Below are 18,272 nucleotides of genomic sequence, written 5' to 3'. Positions count from 1 at the left end.
ATTTAAAAAACTCCTTTTGTCCGCCAAATCAGGAAGACGTCATCTTTTTGAATACGTATTTCCCTAAAATGCGGGCTAAAATATTGAAAAGTAGTACGGAAAGAATGAGTACGGCGGACGCTCCCGCGGATACAGCTGCGGCGTCAGGCATAATTCCTTCCCCATTAATTTTCCAAATGTGTACGGCAAGTGTTTCTGCTGGACGGAAGATGTTGAGCGGCGACGTCGGGTTCATTGGATTCCAGTCCCCGAAGTTCAATGTCGGTGTACTTTGTCCAGCAGTGTAGATTAAAGCGGCTGCTTCACCAAATACGCGTCCTGCGGCTAAAATAACGCCGGTCACGATTGCTGGTAGCGCGGCTGGGACTAGAACCCGTGTTATGGTCTCCCAACGCGACAAGCCTAGTGCAAGTCCTGCTTCTCGCTGCGTATTTGGAATAGCATTAAGTGCTTCCTCAATAACGCGAATAAGTAGCGGTAGATTAAAGATGGTCAGTGTCAGCGCCCCGGAAATAACCGAGAAGCTCCACCCCATCTGTAACACGAAAATTAAGAATCCGAACAAACCAACCACGATGGATGGTAAAGAAGATAGGACTTCAATCGTTGTTCGGATAAAGTCTGTAATCCAATTTTTGCGGGCGTATTCTGCCATGTAGATACCGGCTCCGAGTGCGATTGGAACGGATAATAGCATCGTGATTAGTAGCATGTAGAAGGAGTTCCAGATTTCTGGGCCGATCCCTCCACCTGCTTTGAATGATTCTGGCGGTGAGGTTAGGAAATGCCAGCTCAGATGAGGCACGCCTCGAACTAAGATATAGCCGAGTAATCCAGCCAAAATAACGACAATGAGTAGTGCAATCAAATAGAAAACGGAGGTCGCGATTTTATCTTTTGTTTTTACATTCATTTGACTTTCCTCCTACGGCCGATGAAGCGGATCATAATGATAAAGAATAGTGACATGGCTAGTAGCACCATCGCTAGTGACCAAAGCACGTTATTATCAAGCGTCCCCATGACGGTATTTCCCATTCCCATTGTTAAAATACTTGTTAACGTGGATGCCGGTTCGAATAACGAAGTCGGGATAACCACGGAGTTTCCAATAACCATTTGTACAGCAAGTGCTTCACCAAACGCGCGCGCCATTCCGAAAACAACGGCTGTCAAAATGCCTGATCGTGCACTGCGTAAAATTACTTTCCAAATCGTCTGCCACCGCGTTGCACCAAGCGCAAGCGAAGCCTCACGATAATGACGTGGTACCGAATGAATCGCATCCACTGTCAAACTAGTCACAGTCGGCAAAATCATCACGGTCAAAACCGCGGTCGCCGCTGCAATCCCAAAACCACTTCCTGAAATGTGTTCCCGTATAAATGGAACGACAACACTAAGTCCGATAAATCCGTAAACAACAGACGGAATTCCAACAAGCAACTCCATCACGGGTTGCAACACTTTCTTACCAAATTTCGGCGATATTTCCACCATGAAAATAGCAGCGCCAATCGCAAGCGGGGCGGCGATACAAGCCGCGAGTAAAGTAACACCAAAAGAACCAAGAATCATCGGCAAGGCGCCAACGAGTGGATTTCCGGCCGCGTCTGTTTTCGAAGGATTCCAATCTGTTCCTGTAATAAAATCGACGAATGACACGTTATTGACAAAGAACGTCGCCAACCCTTTCGAGATAACAAAGAAAAGAATGGATGCTGCTGCAATCACCATGATGCTGATACAGATAAAAGTAATGATTTTCCCTCTTTTTTCAAGACGGGCTTTTTTGGAAGTTTGCGTTAATGCTTTTTCTCTTGCTTCCACTGTCTGGACTCCTTTCCGAGTGCTGAGTACAATTTTTATACCCAACAAACGGGTTTGCGCCCACTTCTATAATTAGAAGTAGACGCCTTCCCCAATATATTTTTTATTTAACTTCTGTAATGTTTCCTTTAGCATCACGTTCCACTTTCATGGAGTGAATGGATTGGTAACCTAATTGTGGTACCAAGTCATTTTGAACATCTTTGCTTGTGATGTAAGCTAGGAATTTTTTCGTAAGTCCTGTTGCCTCGCCTTTTGTATACATATGTTCGTAAGCCCAAATTTTCCAATCGTTTGTTGCTACGTTTTCTTCTTTCGGCTCTACGTTATCAATCGAAAGTCCTTGGATCGAATCGTCAATGTAAGAGAAAGCGAGGTAGCTAATTGCACCTGGTGTTTCGCTTACGATTTTACGAACGGTACCTGAGGAATCTTGTTCTTGCGCTTTCACTGGTGTCGCGCCATCTAAGCCCCATTTTTCAAAAGTTGCACGTGTTCCGCTTCCTTCTGCACGGTTGATGATCGTGATTTTCTCATTTTTACCGCCAACATCTTTCCAGTTTGTAATTTTTCCTGTGAAGATGTCGATTAATTGTTGTTTTGAAATATTTTTCACGCCAGCGTCTTTGTTAACAACTGGAGCCATGCCGACTACTGCGACTCTGTGGTCTACTAATTTTGAAGCGTCAACGCCGTCTTTTTCTTCAGCGAAAACATCCGAGTTGCCGATATCTACTGCGCCTTGTTGCACTTGCGTTAGGCCAGTTCCAGATCCGCCACCTTGCACGTTGATTTGTGCTTTAGGATTTTCAGCTGTAAATTGTTTCGAAGCAGCTTCAACAAGAGGTTGCAGTGCAGTCGAGCCCACCGCCGTAATCGAACCAGAAACTTCCTTGCTATCTGCATTTCCGTTTGCTTTATCTGATGATGAACCTGAATTTCCACATCCTGCTATAATCATTGTGAACGCTGCAATAACAGCTACTAGTCCTAAAAATCTCTTCTTCATGAATTGTAAACCACCTTTTTTATCGATTTAACTTACAAACCTACTATACCTCTTAAGAATTAAGGTGATGTGTAGCTAATGTTAAGAGAATGTAAAGATGATGATTCTGTAAATTTATTTAAGGAGAGATGACGAAAAGACCGCTAATTAGGCGATCTCCGGACTCTATTTATGTAAAGAAAAGCGCAAGCCGTTTAAAATCACGACGTGCGCTACTCCTTTATTTAGGAAGTGTCACTGTAAATGTTGTTCCAGAACCTTCCACACTCTCCACTTGAACCTGACCACCGCAACTTTCAACGATATGCTTCACGATAGAAAGTCCGAGCCCAGTTCCACCTGAATGTCTGCTTCGCGCCCGATCTACCCGATAAAAGCGTTCAAAAATGCGATCGATATCTTTGACGGGTATACCGATACCGTTATCTTTGACTGTGATTACAATCGTTTCGTTCGCGATATTTTCCGTCACGCCTACCGTGACTTTTCCCTTTTGAGGCGTGTAAACAATCGCGTTTGAAATCAAATTGATCAAGATTTGTTGCAAACGATCGCGTTCCGCTTGCATAACAATCGGCGTTGCTAAATTCGGAGATATGAGTTGGATTTCTTTTGTAGCTGCCATCGGACGAACGGTATCCATAGTTGCGACTACCACGTCCTCCACATCCACTTGTTCTAAGTTCATCGAAACGTGTTTCTGCTCAATTCGTGACAGCTCCAAAATATCCATAATTAGGCGATGGAGTCGGTCACTTTCCTCTTTTATGATCGTTAGGAATTTTTTAAGAAGTTCTTCATCATACATGGCGCCGTCTAGTAAAGTTTCCGCGAAGCCTTTAAGCGCAGTAACTGGTGTTTTTAGTTCATGCGACACATTCGCGACGAATTCAGAACGTACATTTTCGAGTCGCCTAATTTCAGTAATATCGTGAAGTAGCAATATAACACCAGTGATATTCCCTGTTTTAGAAAGAACCGGTGAGGCATTCGCATCCAAAATAAGTTCGCGCGGGAAATAAATCGTAATTTCCTCTTGCTGCGGTGTTTTCTGCTCTAAACAGCGATCTACAAGCTGCGTCAAGGCAAAACTTTTAAGGACTTCATAGTATGCTTTGCTTGTAAGTCCCTTCTCACCAATGATTTGCTCCATCATCGGATTCGTCATCACAATGAGCTTCCGCTGATCGATCAGCATGATACCACTGACTAAATTCTGCACGATGCCGCTGAGCCGTTGTTGATTAAGTTCGATTTCCTGCATCTGCTTTTCCAAACTTTGCGCTAATTGGTTCACACTCATCGAAAGATCCTGCAATTCACCACTCGTTTGGCCTGTAATTCGACTATAATAACGATGGTTCGCCAAATCCATCGATACATCGATAATTTCATTGACCGGTCGCGTAATCCGGCGGGCAATCACGGCACTGATAAAACCGATAACTACGAGTGCCAAACCAAAGATCAAGACAAGCTCAGCCATAACTGATGAACGGCTTTTTCGACGGACTCCAACGAGATTGAAATTCGTAAGACACCGTCCATCGCACCGTTATGCACAATGGGAACCGCCACATATAACATGCTATAGCCAAGCGTAGAACTTTTTCGGGTCGCAATTCCAACATCTTTTCCCTGACCTAAAACCTCTTGTACTTCTGGTCGATCCTTGTGACTGCCTAAACTATGTGGATCTTCCTTCGTATCCGCAACCACATGCCCGTTCCTATCAACTATCGTAATCCGCGCATCAATCTTATCTTCTAAAGGTTTCAAAGTAGCTTGAATCTGATCTGCACTCTGATCCAAATCCACATTTTCTAAATTTGTCGTCGTCAATAGAATTTTCGCGTCATCCTGCAACTGATTTTCCTTCATATGCAAATAAACGCTCTTCATCAGTTCCCCCGAAAAGAAGCCAACAACCACCATCACCACAAAAAATAGAATAAAAAAGGACAGTCCTATTTTCAGCCATAATTTTTTCATGCCTTCATATTCTCCATCTTGTAGCCAAAACCACGAATTGTCTTAATATATTGTGGCTTCTTCGTATCGGTCTCAATTTTATCGCGCAAATGGCTCACATGCACATCTACAATCCGCGTTTCACCAATGTAATCATAATTCCAAACCGCATCCAGCAACTGATCTCGAGAGAAAACCTTGCCACGATGATTTGCCAAATATACCAACAACTCGAATTCCTTTGGCGTCAAATCCAGCAACTCGTCCTGTAAATAAACCTCGTAGCTCTCCGTCAAAATCTTCAGATCGCCAACATGAAGCGCCTTCTCTTTCACAGGCTCTGGCATATCCATTTCAGCAGCTGATTTCCCAGCACTCCGTCGCAAAATCGCCTTAATTCGCGCCACGACTTCACGCGGGCTAAACGGCTTCGTTAAATAATCATCCGCGCCGAGTTCCAGACCAATAATTTTATCCAATTCGTCATCCTTTGCCGTTAGCATCAAGATCGGTGTCTCCACCTTATCCTGGCGCAACTGTTTGCAGACCTCGATCCCATCCATTTCTGGTAGCATTAAATCAAGCACAATCAAATCTGGTTTTTCCGCCAAAGCAAGCTCGTATCCCGTTCGCCCATCCTCTGCTGTCACCACGTCAAAACCAGCCTTTTCAATGTTAAATTGCAGTAAAGTCACAATGGAAGACTCATCATCCACTACTAAAATCTTGGTCAATGCCATTTCCTCCCCGTTCATAACGCGCAGCCTTTACAAACTCGCCACAACTTGTTATGTATTCTTCATCTAAAATATAGCACGAATTTACCTTTATCGGGTAGAAAACCTATCAGATTAACACAATCTTAAAAAAAAACAGGCCCTGAAAAGAAGAGCCCGTTCTTATTGTTAAGAGCTCCATTCCGATACTCGTGTACAGGTTCATGCGCGTCTTATTTTCACTCTACCATAAATAACCCAAGCTCAAATGAATCTTCCTCATGTATCGCCGTTTGAACAATCCGCGGCTCTCCATTATTATCGCGTACCTTCAACTTACAATACGCCCGATTCTCATTCAACGCATCATATAACTCCGCACGATCTGTCACCTTTTTCCCATTCGCCTCCAAAATAACTTCCCCAGCCAAAATTTCCATCCGACTAGCCGGCGTATTCTCACGAGCGCCTAAAATCATGATTCCATCAGATTGCGGCGTATACTTAAAGGCAGCATTCTGCTCCTCACTGCGGTGGCGATAAGAAATCCAAAACCGTCCAATGATAGCAACGACAAAAGCAGCTAAGCATAAGATGGGCATCACAATGCTTCCAACACCGAAGAGCGCAATTACAATCGCCAAACTCGTCACGCGAACCGCGATTTTATGCGTCGCCTGCTTCGGTAATTGTGATTGTACCTGTTGCTGAAAACCGATAACAACCGGCAAAATCAGCAGTGAAAATGCCTGATTCCCAATTTGGAAAATCGGCCACCAATCAAAAAATGCTGCAAAACCATGACCAGGAATAAAGCAAACGAGTGGCAATAACCATAAACGGCGTAGTTGAAAAGCCCCGATCCATTTTCCACGTCCGCTTTTTCGTAGCATTGGTGATGCCTGATTAGCACCCGAATACTGGATCAAAAACGCCTCAACCGCAAGTAATAGTGCTAAAATAAATACGATGGCAATCATGAAATTATCAATATACAAATCCTTGATCGGCAACATCGTATCTTCAAACGGTGCCAACTGCCAATCAAAATAGTATGCCCCGTAGTAAACCAAACTCGCAATTCCAATTGTATACGCTGTGGAAGTCATTCGAAAAAGACCTACAAGTAACAATACTATCAGCACCACATTAAAGATCGCAATCCAGCCAATCGTCAACGTAAACCCAGTGAAAATCAGCACGATCGATACTAGCACGCCAAACACGATTCCCAGCCCGAAGAAGCCTTTTAACTCCTGCCAAGGAGAATGAACGCGTATATGAAAAGATTTACGCTCCCATTTTGTCCGGTTAAACCCAGCAATAATAACAATCAATACCGAGACGTACAAAGCTGGCTGTAGCAGCAAACTCCCGATTCCCTTTAATATTTCTAGCACTATGTCCACTTCATTCACCTCTTATAGTATCGGTGACAGCAACCTTGACACCGCTTCTTTCACTTTAATCCAAAAAGATCGCTCGGCGTACAATTCTGCTGTTAGCTGATACGATTTCAAAATATCTTGCAAAAATAGATCTTCCAATTTCTGCGCGATTTTCTTCTCATACATAAACGCATTCACTTCAAAATTCAATCTAAAACTACGGAAATCCATATTTGCCGTCCCAACCGATGCAATTTCACCGTCGACAACCATCGTCTTCGCATGAATAAAGCCATTATCATAAATATAAACCTTGACACCACTCTCTATCAATTCCCCACAATAACTCATCGTTGCACGATAAACAAAAGCGTGATCCGGTTTATTTGGAATCATCAAACGCACATCGACGCCCGATAGCGAAGCAATTTTTAATGCCTCAAGCAAACTCGCATCCGGAATAATGTATGGCGACTGTAAATAAATAGATTTCTTAGCCGAATTAATCATCTTAATATAACCATTTTTAATCTGCTGCCATTCCGAATCTGGCCCACTCGAAACAATCTGCATACTAGAGTGTCCCTTCCCATGAAAACTCGGAAAATAACGCGTGTGATAATCTAGTTTCTGACTTGCCGACGACGCTGAATTCCAGTCCATAATATAGCGCGTCTGCATCGCAAAAACCGCCTTCCCCCTCACTCGAAGATGCGTATCTCGCCAGTATCCAAAGCTTTTATCGAGCCCCAAATACTCATCTCCCACATTAAAGCCACCAATATAACCAACCTCACCATCAATAATTGCCAACTTGCGGTGATTTCGATAGTTCAGCCGAAAGTTAATCAACGGTAATTTTGATGGGAAGAACGGCCAAACTTTCACGCCATTATGCTTCAAATCGTTCCAAAAAGCTTTTTTTGTTGTTCGGCAACCCATTGCATCATAAATGACACGGACATCCAGTCCCTCTTTCGCCTTCTTAATAAGCGCCGTTTTCAAACGCTTCCCAAGCATATCAGAATGAATAATATAATAAATCAGATGAATATGATCCTTCGCCGCCTCTATATCAAGCATCAACGCATCAAATTTTTCATGCCCATCTGTAAAAATAGTAACTTCATTATCCTGCGTTAAAATTGCGCCATCATTAACAAGTAATAAATAAATCAAATCCCGATGCTTCGCCACATTCCGATCACTAAACGGAAACTCCTGTTGCCTAATCAAGTTAATTTGATTGTCCGTCGACTCACGCAACCCAATTTTCTCCTGTCCCTTCCAGTCAAAAATTTTACGGTGTGAAAGCTTTCGGCCGAATATTAAATATATAATAAAGCCAATAACAGGTATGAAAGTTAAAACAAGCAACCAAGCCCATGTCGCTGATGTGTCTCGCCGTTCCAAAAACACCATCACAGCGGCAAAGAATAGATTGATTAGTAATAGAACAATCAATAAACCCGCAATAATCCCCATAATGTCCCTCCCAATAATAATCCTACACTTTTATCATATCATATATTAGCAGTGAAGTATTGCCTTAGACAAGCAAAAACTCGACCAGCCCACATATGAGCCAACCGAGTTTCTAAATTAAATATAAGGTGATGGATCAACCGGAACCCCATTTTTATGAATCTCAAAATGGAGATGCTGACCTGTCGACTGACCTGTCGAGCCCATCATGCCGATGCCTTGTCCTTGAGAAACACTTTGTCCTGCAACGACTTGCAAGCTTCCCGCGCTCATATGCCCATACAAGGTTTGATAGCCATTCCCATGATCGATTTCAACCACATAACCATAGCCACCATAGCCACTACCTGGAGCACCAAAACCAGAGAAAACAACAGTTCCTCCTGCCGCTGCATAGATTGGCACACTACCACCAGCTGCAATATCCTGCCCCTTATGTGATTCATGTTCTCCAGTCACTGGATTGGTACGATCGCTAAAGCCAGAAGTTAAGATTCCCGCTGCTGGTTTAATAAACATACCCGTAGAAGATCCTGCACTAATCGATGGAATAGAGACAGCCGATGATTCCTGTTGCGATTCCGTCCTCGTCACTGTTTTTGATCTTGCTTGTGCTGTTGCAGCCTTTGCAGCTTCTTCTTTAGCTGCACGTTCTGCGCTTGCTTTGCGGGCCGCTGCCAATTGTAGTTCAGCTTGGCGATTTTGCTCCGCTTGAATGTTACCCGCGATTGCTTTCTCACTTGCCGAAAGCGTATCTTGCTTTGCTAACAAATCATTTTTTTGTTGTTGCGTTAAATCTTTTTCTGCCGCAATTGCTAAAATAAGCTCGTCTTTTTGGCTCTTTTGGCTCTCTAAGTTATTTTTGGAAAGCGCAATTTCGGTAGAAAGTTTTTTCAAGCTCGTCTAATTTTGTTTCTGTTCTTGATTTTGTTTCGAACTGAGTGCATCTTCGTCCTTTTTCTGATCCGTCATAATGTCTTTATCTGCATTCACGAGTGTCGATACCATTGTCGCCCGATCAATAAAATCACTGAAATTGTCCGACGCTAAAATAACATTCATATACGCTTGACCGTTTCCATTAACTTGTATCGCACGTGCGCGATCTTTCAATAAGTCAAGACGTTCCTGAATACTTTTTTGCAATACGCTGATTTCATTCTTTAGTTTACTTACCTCAGCATTCGTTGTAGCTACTTCCTGTTGCTGCTTTTGAAGCTTTTTATTTGTTTCCGTGATACTTTTTACTAGGCTTTCTAATTCCGCAGCCGTTGTTTGTTGTTTTCTTTCAAGAACCGAAACTTCGTGGTCCTTTTCATCGATGTGGCTATCTATAGCAGAGCGCTGGTTCTGAATGTCTTGTTGCTGCTTCTGTAATTCATTTAAATCGGCGGCCATCGCATTAATCGGTACTCCACTAAAAAGTCCAACTGCTACAGTCATTGCAATGCCATTTCTGAGTATTTTCTTATATGTCATTCACAGTTTCCTCCTAATTCGAATTCATATATAACTATTTTTTCCAAAAATTAGTTAGAAAAAAAGCACCCTTGCAAAACTCGCACAAAGGTACTTTTCTATTTTCAAAAAATCTTTTTATTGTTTGGGATTAAAAATTAGCTACGCGACCAAAACCTACAAGAGATTGTGCCCAGAAGCTACTTGAAAGGCTGTCAATGCTAACGCCATTATTTTGCGCGTTAATCATTTTACCGCCACCAATGTAAATACCAACGTGAGCGATTCCGCTACCATAGCTGAAGAATACTAAGTCACCTGGTTTTGCTTGGCTTGAGCTGATTTTAGTAGATGCTGCATATTGAGCACCTGAAGTTCTTGGAAGAGAAATTCCTGCTGCACGGAATGCGTAAGAAGTAAATCCTGAGCAGTCAAACGAACCTGGTCCAGTAGCTCCTAGAGAGTAAGGTTTACCTAGTTGTGCATAAGCTGCTGAAATCATTGCATCGTATCCAGAACCAGTTGGTGCTGCGATGTTGCTGCTACCAGTGTTATTCGAAGAACTTGAAGTGTTTGTATTGCTTTCAGATTTGCTATCGCTTGAAGACGATGATGCAGAGCTAGAATCTGAACTTGAGTTAGAGCTTGAAGCAGTTTCAGTCGCTGCTACTGGTTGAACAGTTGTAGCTTCTTTCGCCGCCGCCGCACGAGCCGCTGCCGCTGCTGCTTCTCTATCACGTTGCGCAATTAGAGTAGATTTTTCTTGTTCTGTTGTTGCTTGTTGTGCTGCTAACTGTGCTACAACAGCTTCTTTTTCAGCTTTTTGAGCTTCGATTTTATTTTGTTGTTCTTCATAGCTTGCGATTGCTTTTTGTTGTTTTGCTTGTTCTTTCTTAACAGAAGCAGATTTTGATTTCAAAGCATCTTCGTCTTTTTGTTGCTCATCAAGGATTGCTTTGTCAGAATCAACAATGGTGTTAACGGCAGATACACGGTCTACTAAATCGCCAAAGTTATCTGCACTTAGAACTACGTCAAGATAAACATTCGAGTTTGAATTCACTTGCATAGAACGAGCGCGTTCTTTAAGAACTGCTTCACGTTCCTTAATGCGTGTGTTAATTGCCGCGATATCAGCATTTAATTTCTTTAATTGTTCTGCTGATTTATTAAAACTTGCTTGTAGTTCTTTCGATTTCGCTTGCGCTGAATCTAGCTTAGATACTAAAGATGATAGATCAGCTTGTAAATCAGCTTTCTTAGATTTAAGATCGTTTAGCTTTGCGTCTTTCTGTTGGATATCTGTGTTAACGTCCGCAAATGCATTTGTTGTAAAAACCGGTGATAAACTGATTACAGCTGCCATTGACGCAGCGATTAAAGTATTTTTTTTCAAAAGATTTTACCTCCTAAAAAGCTCCCTAGGCTTTTCTTTCATTTAATTTTTTTAATCATTATTTTTGAAAATGCGTTCTTTATCTGATACGCATTTAATTGTTAAACTTTCAAGAATCTACGGATGGATATTGCACTCCCCCATATACCGATCAAAACTCCGATGGCAATGATCAACCCAGCAATTTCATACATGAATGGGGTTGGTGTCAATAAGGAAAGATTGGTGCCTTCTCCAAGTCTTGGATTGATAAGCTTGTAGGTGTTAATATAACCTACAAATGTTAGTATCACTGGTACGACGGATCCTAGCAGACCCAGCCAAGCACCTTCTAACACGAACGGCCACCGGATAAACCAGTTTGTCGCCCCTACCAGTTTCATAATCTCAATCTCGGTTCGACGCGAGTAAATCGCAATCTTGATCGTGTTCGAGATTAGGAACATGGCTGTTAGTAAAAGACCAGCACTTAATATGATACCAGCATATCGTCCCCATTTCAAGACATTAAACAATTTATCTACTGTTTTTTCACCATAGTTCACTTTTGCGACATATTTCATTTTCTGAATCTCGGTTGCAACTTTTGAAGTCTCGCTCGGCTCCTTAGCCTGAACTATGAACACATCGTAAAGTGGATTATCTTGTTCGAATAACTCGAAATCCTTACCATATGTAGAGACTAATTTCTCCATTTGTTCATCTTTAGAAGAAAATGTTACACTATCGACGCCATTTAACTGCTCGATATTACCTTTTAATTCGTCCTGTTGATCTTTTGTCGCGGTTAATTGGATATGAACGTTAATCTCCACGTCATTCTCCACATCGTCTGCTAGTTTGTTCATGTTCATCATAATTGCGAAGAACACACTGACCAAAATCAAAGTAACTGTTACCGCACTAGCGGCAGCAAATGTCATCCAACCGTTACGATAGAGACTCTTAAAGCTTTCTCTAAAATGTCTACCTACTGTTCTAAATTTCATAGCCATAATCTCCTTGCTGTTCGTCACGAACGATTCTGCCGTTTTCAATAGCGATAACACGATGTTTAAGAGTATTAACAATCTCTTTATTATGCGTCGCCATTACGATTGTCGTTCCGCGATTACTTATTTCTTCAAGGATATTCATGATTTCCCATGACGTATCAGGATCGAGGTTTCCAGTTGGTTCATCTGCAATTAAAACCTGTGGCATATTTGCTATCGAGCGAGCAATCGAAATCCGTTGTTGCTCCCCGCCAGACAACTCATCTGGTAGCATTCTGACTTTATGTTTCAAGTTTACTAAGTCTAGCACTTCCATGACACGATCTTTGATGACTTTCGGATCTTCTTCTACTACTTCCATCGCATACGCAATATTTTCATACACGGTCTTACTCGGTAGCAGTTTAAAATCCTGAAAGACAACGCCGACATGCCTTCTCAGAAATGGCACTTCACGATTCTTCATGTGCAATAAATCAAATTTATCCACATTAATCGTTCCTTTTGTTGCACGTTCTTCACGATAGATCATCTTGATAAAGGTAGATTTACCTGCACCACTCGGACCTACGACATAAACGAATTCTCCCTGCTCGATCCGAATGTTCAATCCGTTCGCAGCGGTAATGCCATTGGGATACTTCTTGTATACATCTTCCATAACAATCATTTTATCACCTAACTATGCCTTTCTTAAATCAAGTTTGAATGATATAACATGTAAGATATAACCGAACTATACAGTAAAGTTTCATGAAAGGTTCACCATTTCTTATTGAAATGCTTGAAGTAACAACACATAAATCAATTATAACACTTCAATCTTTCAGGTTCAGGTTAATTAGGTTACAGTTATATTTCAACCAATGACAAGTTTTATTTTATTTGCAACATCTTTATTTACATCCACATTTTAATTGCTAATTTTATAAAAAGCCCCACAAATTCTATTGACCGATAAAAAAGCCCATAAAAAAACGTGCCTTAAATGCCGCACTGTTTTTATTACTCTCTTATTGTACCGTGTTTTACGCAGAATTAACATTACAGGGATATTAAAAATAGTTACAGCGAAACCGATTGGAATAGACCACTTCGAGACTAATAATATATACTACCTTACTGAGAATGGACTTCTTGTTACACAACTGTTATACAAAAACAAACGAACTTTGCCAACTGTACTATAAATAAAGCGGCATGAACGTTACTAATCAATGCCGCTTTAAGCTCTATATTTTAAATATTGAAGCCCTCGCCCATGACCTCACTTGCACTCATGACGACGACAAACGCGTTCGGGTCAATTTCCTTTATGACCTCTTTTAACCGCGAAAATTCAGATTGAGCGATGACACAGAGTAAGATTTGCTTTTCATCTTCCGTATAGCCACCTTTTGCTGACAAACGCGTAATCCCTCTGTCAATTTTAAAAAGAATCGCTTGGCGTATCTCATCTTGCTTTTCTGAAATGATAAGCACGGTTTTCGATTGATTCAGCCCTACTTGGACAAGGTCGATAGTTTTACTCGTTGCAAACAGACCAATTAAAGCATACAGTCCAGACTCGATATCAAAGACGAACATCGCTGCAATCACGACAAAGCCATCGATAAGCGCCACACAAATACCTAGTGATAGATTCGTGAACTTATGCAGAATTTGGGCGATGACATCGGTACCACCAGTAGAAGCTTTCCCCCGAAAAACGATACCGAGTCCCATCCCAACTAGCACTCCACCAAATAATGCGGCAACAAGGGGTTGATTTGTCCAAACAGTCCAATCCGATGTTACATAGACGAATAAGGGCATAATCATCGTCCCCACAAACGTTTTAATACCAAATTGATACCCTAAGAAAAAGACACCTGCAAAAAATAAGGGGATATTGAAAGCCCACTGAATATAGGCCGGAGTCCAACCTGTGAGGTAGTTAATGATCGTACTAATCCCGCTCACTCCGCCTGATGCCACATGGTTTGGGAGCAACAGGACATTGAACGCTACTGCAATAATGAAGGCGCCTATAATAACATAGACGTATTCCATTATTTTCGCCAGTTTTGGCGATAGTTTTCGCCGTTTAATTGGTTTAATTTCTTTCATATTAGCACCTTAGTCGATCCGCGAACGCAGATAACCATTGATAAATTCATCAATATCGCCATCCATCACCGCTTGCGTATTTCCTGTTTCAACATTCGTACGGTGGTCTTTCACCATGGAATAGGGATGAAATACATAAGAACGAATTTGACTTCCCCAGCCGATTTCCTTTTGTTCACCACGAAGCTCCGCTAACTCTTTTTCTTTTTCTTCTTGTTCTTTTTGATATAGTTTCGCTTTTAACATCTTCATTGCCTGATCTCGGTTTTTCAGTTGCGAACGTTCAGACTGACAAGTAACTACTATACCGGACGGGATATGCGTCATTCGGACAGCAGAATCGGTTGTATTGATATGCTGTCCACCTGCACCCGTCGCACGATACGTGTCTATCTTCAAATCTTCTGGACGCACTTCAATTTCAATATCGTCATCCATTTCTGGCATCACATCGCATGATACGAAAGAAGTATGACGACGTCCCGAGGAATCAAATGGTGAAATTCGAACAAGTCGATGTACTCCTTTTTCGGCTTTGAGGTAGCCATAAGCATTATGTCCTTTGATAAGGAGTGTTACACTTTTAATGCCCGCCTCGTCCCCTGCTTGATAATCCAATGTTTCCACTTTGAAATCTTTCTTATCTGCCCAGCGTTGATACATCCGTAACAGCATGGAGCCCCAATCTTGTGACTCTGTTCCACCTGCACCAGGATGTAGCTCTAAAATAGCATTATTTTTATCATAAGGCTCACTTAACATTAATTTCAATTCGAAATCGGTTAACTTCGCCACAAATTTCGTTAAGTCCACTTCTAACTCTGCATGCAAGTCTTCATCAGCTTCTTCTCGCAAAAGTTCTAAACTAAGTTCTAAATTCTCTTGCTCTTCTTCTAGCTCGTGAAACGCGTTATACGTTTCTTTATAGCCATTTGTTTCGTTGATGATTTTTTGTGCTGCTTGTTGGTCATTCCAAAAATCTGGATCCAACATTTGATCCTCTAACTCAGCGATTCGCACTTCTATGCTATCTAAGTCAAAGAGACCCCCTAAAGTCTTTGATTTGTTGGGTTGTTTTTTCTAGTTCATTACGAATTTCAGCTAATTCCATGCTCAACACCTCTTTTTAATTTTTCATGCGCCAACTTATGCGCACCTCTAATAATATAGCATATTTTGTTGTAAACTGCGATTGTGAAATTCTTCCTTTGTAACGAATTCCAACTGGCAAACAAAAAACCAGGAAAAATATCCTGGTTTTCTTGCTTCTATTTCTCTTTACCGTGACAATTCTTGTACTTCTCACCGCTACCACAAGGACACGGATCATTACGGCCGATGTGTTGATCTTTATGAACTGGTTGTCTCTTCGCAACCGGCTTGCCTTCATTTGGATCAATCGCATCACCTTTAGCCACTTGTTCACGTTCAAGATTTTGACGAATTTCAGCTTTCATAATATAACGAGCAACATCTTCATCAATCGAATTAATCATTGCTTCAAACATCTCAAAGCCTTCTGATTGATATTCACGAAGCGGATCGATTTGACCGTAAGCTCGTAAATGAATACCATCACGTAGATGATCCATTGCATCAATATGATCTACCCATTTCGTATCAACTACACGTAACAATACTACTTTTTGGAACTCATTGAACTCCTCTTCTGGGAGCAACGTTTCTTTCTCGTTATATGCTTCTTTTACTTTCTCTAAAATGAAGTCTTGAATATCGGATGTCTCCATGTTTTTAATATCATCTACACTGATTTCATCTTCTGGCAAAAGGTTCGCCTCGACAAAATCAATAATACCTTGTAGATTCCATTCTTCACGATCTTCTTGTCTTGGCGCGTTCGATTGTACGACAAAGTTCACGACATTTTGAATCATCGGCTCAATAACAGAGCGCAGATTGTTTTCAGCAGTGATTACTTCATAGCGCTGCTTATAAATAACTTCACGTTGTTGGCGCAACACATCATCGTATTGAAGTACTTGTTTACGTGAATCAAAGTTGTTTCCTTCCACACGTTTTTGTGCGGATTCAACAGCTCGGCTAACCATTTTACTCTGGATAGCCTCATCATCCATTCCAAAACGTTCCATCATGGATTTCATGTTATCAGAACCGAAGCGCTTCATCAATTCGTCTTCCATCGAAAGATAGAATTGCGTCACACCTGGATCACCTTGACGACCAGCACGACCACGCAACTGATTATCGATACGTCTTGACTCATGGCGTTCTGTACCAATAACAGCCAAACCACCAGCTTCAATGGTACCTTCACCAAGTTTAATATCCGTACCACGACCAGCCATATTCGTCGCGATTGTTACTGAACCTTTTTCACCTGCAAATTGAATGATTTCTGCTTCTCGTTCATGTTGCTTTGCATTTAAAACACTGTGAGGAATGCCTCTGCGTTTTAATTTATGCGAGATAACTTCCGATGTTTCAATTGCCACTGTACCTACAAGTACTGGTTGGCCATTCGCATGACGCGTCGCAATATCATCTGCCACAGCGCTAAATTTCGCGTCAATAGACGTGTAGATTAAATCAGCACGGTCATCACGAATAATTGGCTTATTCGTTGGGATTTCGATAACACGCATATTATAAATATCACGGAATTCTTCTTCTTCCGTTTTCGCTGTACCCGTCATACCAGATAATTTCTTATACATACGGAAATAGTTCTGGAATGTAATGGTTGCCATTGTTTGCGATTCATTTTGAATTGTTACGCCTTCTTTGGCTTCGAGTGCTTGGTGAAGCCCTTCGCTGAAACGGCGCCCCTTCATAATACGACCAGTAAATTGGTCAACAATGAGAACCTCATCATCTTGAACAACGTAGTCCACATCTAAATGCATGGTATAGTTTGCTTTTAGAGCCTGCGCAATATGGTGTAATAAAGTCGCATTTTCTAAATCAAACAAGTTTTCCACGTCAAAGTACTTCTCACCTTTTGTCATACCCTCTTCCGTCATGTTTACGGATTTCGTTTTGATATCAACAGTATAATCTTTCTCCACTGTCATAGTTTCAACAAACGAATTAGCACGAACATAAAGAATCGTTGACTTCTCCGCTTGACCAGAGATAATAAGCGGTGTTCTTGCTTCATCGACAAGAATAGAATCGACCTCATCGATAACTGCATAAGAAAGTGGGCGTTGAACCATTTGCTCTTTATACACAACCATGTTATCACGTAGGTAATCGAACCCTAGCTCATTATTCGTACTGTACGTAATATCAGCAGCATACGCTTCACGTTTTTCTTCACTGGAAAGGGCATTCAGGTTAAGTCCAACTGATAGACCAAGGAAATTATATAGAACTCCCATCTCTTCGGCATCACGTTGCGACAAGTACTCATTGACTGTAACAACATGAACGCCGCCGCCTGAGAGTGCATTTAAATAGACTGGTAACGTTGCCGTTAAAGTTTTACCTTCCCCAGTTCTCATTTCTGCAATGTTACCTTCATGTAATACAATACCACCCATTAGTTGAACGCGGAACGGGAACATGCCTAATGCACGCTTTCCTCCTTCACGCGCAACTGCAAAAGCCTCTACCAAAAGGTCATCTAGCGTTTCACCATTTTGATATCGCTCTTTAAATTCTTCTGTTTTCGCACGTAATTCATCATCAGAAAGTTTCGCCGTCTCATCAGCTAATGCCTCGATCTGATCTGCTTTCTTTTCTAGATTATTTGCTATCTTTTTTTCCAGATTCAAATATCTTTTTTAATAAACCTGCCATGATCTTATTCTCCTCTACTGTTTCTATACTTTCCCTGAAGTTGAAATCGTCGCGCTCTTCCCATTTTCTGACGCGACTGCCTTATCACAGGCACACTAGACAATTCTACCATCTTTCACCTGTCTTTTACAA

13 protein-coding genes and 2 pseudogenes are annotated in these 18,272 nt (G+C 41.5%); all 15 read right to left on the bottom strand.

Annotated elements, in window-relative coordinates:
* Positions 1–28: 28 nt before the first annotated feature.
* Positions 29–913 carry a phosphate ABC transporter permease PstA gene (pstA, locus tag PGRAN_RS05190; RefSeq protein ID WP_036065691.1) on the bottom strand — a complete coding sequence of 295 codons (885 nt, stop codon included), beginning with the start codon at positions 911–913 and terminating at the stop codon, positions 29–31.
* Positions 910–1,830 carry a phosphate ABC transporter permease subunit PstC gene (gene pstC, locus PGRAN_RS05185; protein WP_036065690.1) on the bottom strand — a complete coding sequence of 307 codons (921 nt, stop codon included), beginning with the start codon at positions 1,828–1,830 and terminating at the stop codon, positions 910–912. Before pstC ends, pstA begins: the two co-directional genes overlap by 4 nt.
* Before the next feature lie 103 nt (positions 1,831–1,933).
* Complete coding sequence (locus tag PGRAN_RS05180) at positions 1,934–2,839, bottom strand: phosphate ABC transporter substrate-binding protein (protein WP_036065689.1); 906 nt, start codon at positions 2,837–2,839, stop codon at positions 1,934–1,936.
* Between the two features lie 220 nt (positions 2,840–3,059).
* Positions 3,060–4,831, bottom strand: a pseudogene (gene pnpS / locus PGRAN_RS05175) (two-component system histidine kinase PnpS).
* Positions 4,828–5,544 carry a response regulator transcription factor gene (locus PGRAN_RS05170; protein ID WP_149023987.1) on the bottom strand — a complete coding sequence of 239 codons (717 nt, stop codon included), beginning with the start codon at positions 5,542–5,544 and terminating at the stop codon, positions 4,828–4,830. Before PGRAN_RS05170 ends, pnpS begins: the two are co-directional and overlap by 4 nt.
* Positions 5,545–5,765: 221 nt before the next feature.
* The gene (locus tag PGRAN_RS05165) at positions 5,766–6,935 is read right to left on the bottom strand and encodes a PDZ domain-containing protein (RefSeq protein WP_036065687.1); all 1,170 of its coding nucleotides are present in this window, start codon (positions 6,933–6,935) and stop codon (positions 5,766–5,768) included.
* A gap of 12 nt (positions 6,936–6,947) precedes the next feature.
* Positions 6,948–8,399: a cardiolipin synthase gene (gene cls, locus PGRAN_RS05160; RefSeq protein ID WP_036065685.1), complete on the bottom strand. Its 1,452-nt coding sequence runs from the start codon at positions 8,397–8,399 to the stop codon at positions 6,948–6,950.
* Positions 8,400–8,516: 117 nt separating this feature from the next.
* Positions 8,517–9,296 carry a M23 family metallopeptidase gene (locus tag PGRAN_RS17205; RefSeq protein ID WP_241433285.1) on the bottom strand — a complete coding sequence of 260 codons (780 nt, stop codon included), beginning with the start codon at positions 9,294–9,296 and terminating at the stop codon, positions 8,517–8,519.
* Positions 9,297–9,302: 6 nt separating this feature from the next.
* Positions 9,303–9,878, bottom strand: a complete 576-nt coding sequence (locus PGRAN_RS17200) for a coiled-coil domain-containing protein (RefSeq protein ID WP_241433284.1) — start codon at positions 9,876–9,878, stop codon at positions 9,303–9,305.
* 130 nt (positions 9,879–10,008) lie between these two features.
* A complete protein-coding gene (locus PGRAN_RS05150; RefSeq protein ID WP_036065684.1) occupies positions 10,009–11,253 on the bottom strand; it encodes an NlpC/P60 family protein in 1,245 nt (414 codons plus the stop codon).
* A 101-nt stretch (positions 11,254–11,354) separates the two neighbouring features.
* Complete coding sequence (gene ftsX, locus PGRAN_RS05145) at positions 11,355–12,242, bottom strand: permease-like cell division protein FtsX (RefSeq protein ID WP_036065682.1); 888 nt, start codon at positions 12,240–12,242, stop codon at positions 11,355–11,357.
* Positions 12,232–12,918: a cell division ATP-binding protein FtsE gene (gene ftsE, locus PGRAN_RS05140; RefSeq protein WP_036065680.1), complete on the bottom strand. Its 687-nt coding sequence runs from the start codon at positions 12,916–12,918 to the stop codon at positions 12,232–12,234. Before ftsE ends, ftsX begins: the two co-directional genes overlap by 11 nt.
* Before the next feature lie 569 nt (positions 12,919–13,487).
* Positions 13,488–14,357, bottom strand: coding sequence for a YitT family protein (locus PGRAN_RS05135; protein ID WP_036065679.1), 870 nt, complete (start codon positions 14,355–14,357; stop codon positions 13,488–13,490).
* Positions 14,358–14,366: 9 nt separating this feature from the next.
* Positions 14,367–15,468, bottom strand: a protein-coding gene (gene prfB / locus PGRAN_RS05130) for a peptide chain release factor 2 (RefSeq protein ID WP_149023986.1) whose coding sequence is annotated in 2 segments (ribosomal slippage) — positions 14,367–15,395 and positions 15,397–15,468 — 1,101 coding nt in all. Because the reading frame shifts where the segments join, the coding sequence is not laid out codon by codon here.
* Positions 15,469–15,625: 157 nt separating this feature from the next.
* Positions 15,626–18,140: pseudogene (gene secA / locus PGRAN_RS05125) on the bottom strand (preprotein translocase subunit SecA).
* Between the last annotated feature and the right edge of the window lie 132 nt (positions 18,141–18,272).

The organism is Listeria grandensis FSL F6-0971, from assembly GCF_000525835.1.
In the GTDB taxonomy this organism is placed as follows: domain Bacteria; phylum Bacillota; class Bacilli; order Lactobacillales; family Listeriaceae; genus Listeria_A; species Listeria_A grandensis.
This window is presented reverse-complemented; position numbering and strand designations above follow the sequence as displayed.

What these genes read in the sequence shown, in the direction of transcription:
- pstA (WP_036065691.1), bottom strand. Translation starts at nt 913, where the DNA reads ATGAATGTAAAAACAAAAGATAAAATCGCGACCTCCGTTTTCTATTTG.
- PGRAN_RS05180 (WP_036065689.1), bottom strand. Translation starts at nt 2,839, where the DNA reads ATGAAGAAGAGATTTTTAGGACTAGTAGCTGTTATTGCAGCGTTCACA.
- cls (WP_036065685.1), bottom strand. Translation starts at nt 8,399, where the DNA reads ATGGGGATTATTGCGGGTTTATTGATTGTTCTATTACTAATCAATCTA.
- PGRAN_RS17200 (WP_241433284.1), bottom strand. Translation starts at nt 9,878, where the DNA reads ATGACATATAAGAAAATACTCAGAAATGGCATTGCAATGACTGTAGCA.
- ftsX (WP_036065682.1), bottom strand. Translation starts at nt 12,242, where the DNA reads ATGAAATTTAGAACAGTAGGTAGACATTTTAGAGAAAGCTTTAAGAGT.
- ftsE (WP_036065680.1), bottom strand. Translation starts at nt 12,918, where the DNA reads ATGATTGTTATGGAAGATGTATACAAGAAGTATCCCAATGGCATTACC.
- PGRAN_RS05135 (WP_036065679.1), bottom strand. Translation starts at nt 14,357, where the DNA reads ATGAAAGAAATTAAACCAATTAAACGGCGAAAACTATCGCCAAAACTG.